The following is a 4,713-nucleotide window of genomic DNA, read 5'->3' as shown; positions in this document are numbered from 1 at the left end:
AAAGATGGATGGATGGAAGTATGAGTATACAAAGGGACGCATCGATCATAATCAATCCCTTTCTTTTAAGGTGAAAGCAGAACACCATTTCTTCATATTTAAGCTGATTGGGGTAGATGGTATAAAGGCTCCGATATGGGCGAGTAAAGATGGAATGGGACAAGTGTATTTTAAATGATAAAAATTCTAAGATTTTCACTATAAAAAACTATGCTGAAAAGTATAGTTTTTTTGCTAGAAAAATATATTTAAAAATAAATATATAAAAATACTTTACAAGCCTATTTTTATATGGTAATATTTTCCATATAGAACGGCGGTTATAAAAAAACGCTAATTAATTAATTTATATGTTAAAGTATCTGGATTTTATGTTTAATTTAGGTACAATAAAAGAATCTATGAAAAAACTAATATATTTGGAGGAACAAACAATGGCAAACAAATTTTTAAAAACAGCAACAGCATTAACAATTATGGGAACATCTTTATTAGGAGCAGGAGCATTTACAGCGAAAGCTGCTGATAACACAGACTCATTAAAATTCAATGATGTTCCAGCAAATCACTGGTCTACGAAAGCAATTTATGATTTAACAAACCGTAAAGTAGTGCAAGGGTACGGAAATAATATCTTTGGCTTTGGTGACAATGTAACTCGTGGGCAAGTTGCTCGTATGATCTATATGTACGTTAAACCAGCAGATGCAAATGCTAGTTTCAAAAATCCGTTTACTGATATTAAAGGACATTTGTTTGAAAAAGAAATCTTAGCACTTGCTAAAGCAGGACTTGTCAATGGATTTGGTGATGGGAAGTATGGTCCAGATGATATTTTAACTCGTGAACAAATGGCACAAGTGCTTACAAATGCTTTCAAATTCAAAGCTACTAAGACAACATCGTTTACTGACATTGATAAAAACTCATGGGCATTAAAAGCAATTAGCGCATTAGAAGAAAATGGCGTTACTATTGGTACAGGAGGTAATATGTATTCACCATATACACATGTAACCCGTGAACAATATAGCCAATTCTTATATAACTCTATTAATGCAGTAGAAAAAGAAACAAAACCAGAAGTGAAACCAGATCCAAAACCAGAAGAAAAACCAGAAGTGAAGCCAGACCCAAAACCAGAAGAAAAACCAGAAGTGAAGCCAGACCCAAAACCAGAAGAAAAACCAGAAGTGAAGCCAGATCCTAAACCAGAAGAAAAACCAGAAGTGAAGCCAGATCCAAAACCTGAAACAAAACCTGAAGAAAAACCAGATACAAATTTACCATCAAGTTTAGATAAAGGTTTAGTTACAGAAGAAGTTACGTATAATCCAAACGCTATGAAAAACCCGATTGCTCAAAAATCCATTTCTACAGAAGCGCAAAATCTTATCAAGAGTGTGAATGCTAAATATGGCACTAACCTTAAGTATGCAGATTTAAATGGAACTATTAGAATAATTGATAAAAACATGTATTTACCAGAAGGTACAATTGGGGCACAAGTCTATGTTAATGCTACTAGTGAGAATGATTTTAAAATTATTTTCTTAGATAATAACGAAGCAACTATTGAATTAGCTAAAAAGTGGACTACGATGTTAAATTCTGATTTAGTTCTAGATAAAGAAATTCAAGAAACTGTAGATGCTCAAGAAATAAATAACTATGAAAAAGGAAAATATAAGATCCGTGTAGGGCATTCTACAGCTGACCACATGATGTACGTTCAAGTACGTGTATAATATCATTGCAATTAAATGCTTCATTTGATATATTAATATATGTAATATAATAATAAATAAATAAATTTGATTTATTTACGTAAAGGACACACCTTACGTACCTCCCAAGGTACAGGTGTGTCCTTTTTTATGTTTAAAGGAGGGATTTTATGAAACTGAGAAAAAAAATATTATTAACCTGTACTTCTTTAATTTTGTTATTACCGTCAGTAGCAAGTGCAGGAAATAGTGATGTACCATTTTATAATGGAAATGAAACTACGATTTTAGCATCAGACGAATTACAATTAAAGGGAAAACTACTTAGGTCTGGAAGTAGATATAAGCCAAAAGAGTTCGAATATAAAGCTGATATACATTTTCCTGCTGTTTATAATGGTTCTTTTAATTGGGGGAATCCAAGGGAAAACCTTATCCATAATGAAGACCAGTCAGAGCCTTATGTGCGTATATCAAATGACGGCTACATTAACCCTTCAGTTGTAGTAGGAGATAGAATGGTAACTGAAGTGGAGAGAATTACAAATAGCATAATTACGGATAAATATTGGGGTAACTCTCAGTTTGTTTTAAAATATTTAATTCCACATAAGATTACAAATCAAGATTCCTTTGAATCTTATGGACATTTCTATTGGATTAGGGATATTGCCTATCTTTCTGGAGGATACGCAGGGGCTGGTAGTGTAAATGGTGTAAATAGGTATAACTTGTGGTATGTACGCACAAGTAAACCTGAAATAAAAGATTTTAAGGCTACGAGTGGAAAAAAAGATGTACCTGTGAAATTTACATTTAACGGATTCGAATATGTAAGTAAAAATAAAGGATATAATGATCGGGATCCAAATGGCACAACAGTAAATCCATATCAAGCAGCTGCAGGTGAACGGAACCGAGTTAAATGGATGTTAGATATTACAAAAGATGGCGAAACCGTGTATCATCAAGAAAATTATCTGCGTTCAACTCCGCAAAAAGATAATCAAAAACCAAATGAAGGTGATGCAGGGCAATTTAAGTCAGAAGAACTAAAGTGGCAGCCACAAATGTGTGGCCGATATACTGCGAAAATTAAAGTCATTGATGCTGTTCAAAGGGAATCAAATGAGAAAACTGTTGATTTCACCATAAATGGTAACTGTGGTACAGAAGTAACACCTAATCCAGATCCAGGTGATGACGATGATTTTAAATATAAAATCGATTTCTCTGCTGACCGAATTGAAGGAGAAACAGCAAGAGAAGGAAAGAATATAAAAACAAGAATAGATGTATCACGTGATAATTTTAAACCGGAACGTGACCAATATAGAGCAAAGGTAAACAACAATATTAATAAGTCTCAACAAGAAGTAAATAGCTCTGAATCGGAGAGAGATAGCGCTCAATCTAGTCTAAGTTATTGTCGCCGTAATCCAATTCATGAAGTAGATGCCGAGGGAAAGGATCACTATTATGATAGAGACTGCTCTTGGGAAGAAAATAAACTAGATAGTGCGGCAAGTAAGCTAGATAATGCAAGACAGAAGTTAGAAAAAGAGAAGAATAAAATTAAAAAGTTAGATGTATTAGAAGAAAAATATACGAATCCTGAAACAGTAGTTGTGTTAAAACATAACGGACAACAAGTAGCTTTACAAAAGGTAAGATTAACTGAGGGAGAAAAGAAAACCCTGAATCTTGACTGGCAACATAAAGGTAAAGGAACAATTCAAGCGGAAATTAACCCTGCTGGTAACCGTATAGACATCGAGGAAACTACATACAAAAATAATCCTATTAAAACAGCAATCTATGAGCCTTCAAAAGAAAAGGCAATGTGTGGTGTAACGAGTGTAAAAGGTGTAGTAGAAACAGTAAGTGAACGTGTATCAAAAGAAGATATAACTGGGGAAATGTATTATGAAACTTTGACAGGGAGTATTGATAATTTAGCTCCTTCTAAGCTACATTCTGGTTATGGATTTTCGTATGAAGTAAACGGAAAATATAAAAATGACTGGAATGCAAATTACCCTGGTGTATTTGCTGCTGCTAAGGCACAATATCCATTTGCAGACGAAGGATTAAAGGCTACTCAAGATTTAGAGAAGAAAGAACTTAAAGATAATACAGCGAAGTTCCTACCTAAAAATATGTATTTATCTGAAGCAACAGGACATGTTTTTGATAGTAAAAGACCAACTAAGTCTTTATATTGGGATGGACAAGAGAAAATTATTGATGGTGGCCAAAAATGGTATTCACCATTGAAGACAAAAGATGGTGTATACACTTTTAATGTAGAAACAGCTCCAGCAGGTATCAATGAAATGAGTTTATGTTTAACTGAGCAAGTAGAGATTAAGGGTGTTGCGTACGATGATTTCATAAAAAGAAGAGTATTTCCTGATGATCCATTCCCTGGAGGAAGTGGAGTAGGATGGAACTGGGTAGGGAAAGAAGAACTACTTCATAAATTGACTGATTGGTATTACATGAAGACTGGGAAATAAAAATAAAATATAGTATAATTTGATGAATCGACACAATAATATATCCATCATAAACTAGTAGCTGAATGGATAAACCAAAGGCACATCCCTTAATGGGATGTGCCTTTTTTTCATAGAAAGGGGAAATTAGAGTGGATAAAAAGAAAAAACAACGTGTTAGACGTGCGATTATTATGGGGGTTGTCGCAATGATTGTATCGCTATACATTGGAAGCGAATTTCAGGATCGGAATGGGAAGAGTTATGCTCCCGCAAAGTATTTTGAAACAGGAACGAAATTGATTTCGAACTAAAAGTATTTTGTTTTATTTAACTAGCTATAGTGGATGAATATACATGACAGGTACTATAGTTGGTGTTATAATATGTGTAGAAGTATTATAAAGATAGTTTTTGCATAAACTAATAAAGACGAAGTGCTGGTAACACTTCGCCTTATGTAACTGCTACCGCAAGGTGGATGGTTG

4 protein-coding genes are annotated in these 4,713 nt (G+C 33.8%); all 4 read left to right on the top strand.

Translation table 11 applies throughout. The features are described 5' to 3' along the window. Positions 1 to 178 (top strand): DUF4320 family protein (locus tag ACS2CR_RS33475; protein ID WP_438906148.1); only part of this gene is annotated, 178 nt, incomplete at its 5' end. A gap of 193 nt (positions 179 to 371) precedes the next feature. Next, positions 372 to 1,748, top strand: coding sequence for an S-layer homology domain-containing protein (locus tag ACS2CR_RS33470; RefSeq protein ID WP_081003170.1), 1,377 nt, complete (start codon positions 372 to 374; stop codon positions 1,746 to 1,748). A 149-nt stretch (positions 1,749 to 1,897) separates the two neighbouring features. Then, positions 1,898 to 4,246, top strand: a complete 2,349-nt coding sequence (locus tag ACS2CR_RS33465; protein ID WP_000776679.1) for a hypothetical protein — start codon at positions 1,898 to 1,900, stop codon at positions 4,244 to 4,246. Positions 4,247 to 4,377: 131 nt separating this feature from the next. Beyond that, positions 4,378 to 4,539: a hypothetical protein gene (locus ACS2CR_RS33460; protein WP_000358420.1), complete on the top strand. Its 162-nt coding sequence runs from the start codon at positions 4,378 to 4,380 to the stop codon at positions 4,537 to 4,539. The last annotated feature ends 174 nt before the right edge of the window (positions 4,540 to 4,713 follow it).

The organism is Bacillus cereus group sp. BceL291 (assembly GCF_051776705.1).
Classification (GTDB): Bacteria; Bacillota; Bacilli; order Bacillales; family Bacillaceae_G; genus Bacillus_A; species Bacillus_A cereus.
The sequence above is the reverse complement of the archived record's forward strand: the minus strand, read 5'-3'. Positions and strand labels throughout refer to the sequence as shown.